At 67.6% G+C, this 253-nt stretch carries 1 protein-coding gene; it reads left to right on the top strand.

What is annotated here, in order from left to right; all coding sequences use genetic code 11:
- On the top strand, window positions 1–203 hold a 203-nt coding region (locus SB773_RS33265; protein WP_410594714.1), incomplete at its 5' end, for a hypothetical protein.
- Window positions 204–253: the final 50 nt, after the last annotated feature.

Here is a 253-nt window from a genome sequence, read left to right as displayed (position 1 = left end):
ATGCCGAACACGGCGTGCGCCTGCAACTGCGTGCGCTGGGCAATGAGACCACGATCGATTGGTTGCTGGACGACCGCTGGATCGCCCGCACCGAAGGCGCGCGACTGTTCCAGCGTGATTTCGACGAGGTGGGCGAGCACACGTTGACCGCGTTGGCCGCCGACGGTGCCTGGACGCAGGTTCGGTTCCGTATCCTGCGCTGACGTCGCGCCGCGAAGACGCGAGTAGTGCCGGCCGCTGGCCGGCATCCCAC

The sequence above is a fragment of the Bacillus sp. SIMBA_074 genome (assembly GCF_046534555.1).
Lineage (GTDB): Bacteria > Bacillota > Bacilli > Bacillales > Bacillaceae_G > Bacillus_A > Bacillus_A mycoides.
This window is presented reverse-complemented; position numbering and strand designations above follow the sequence as displayed.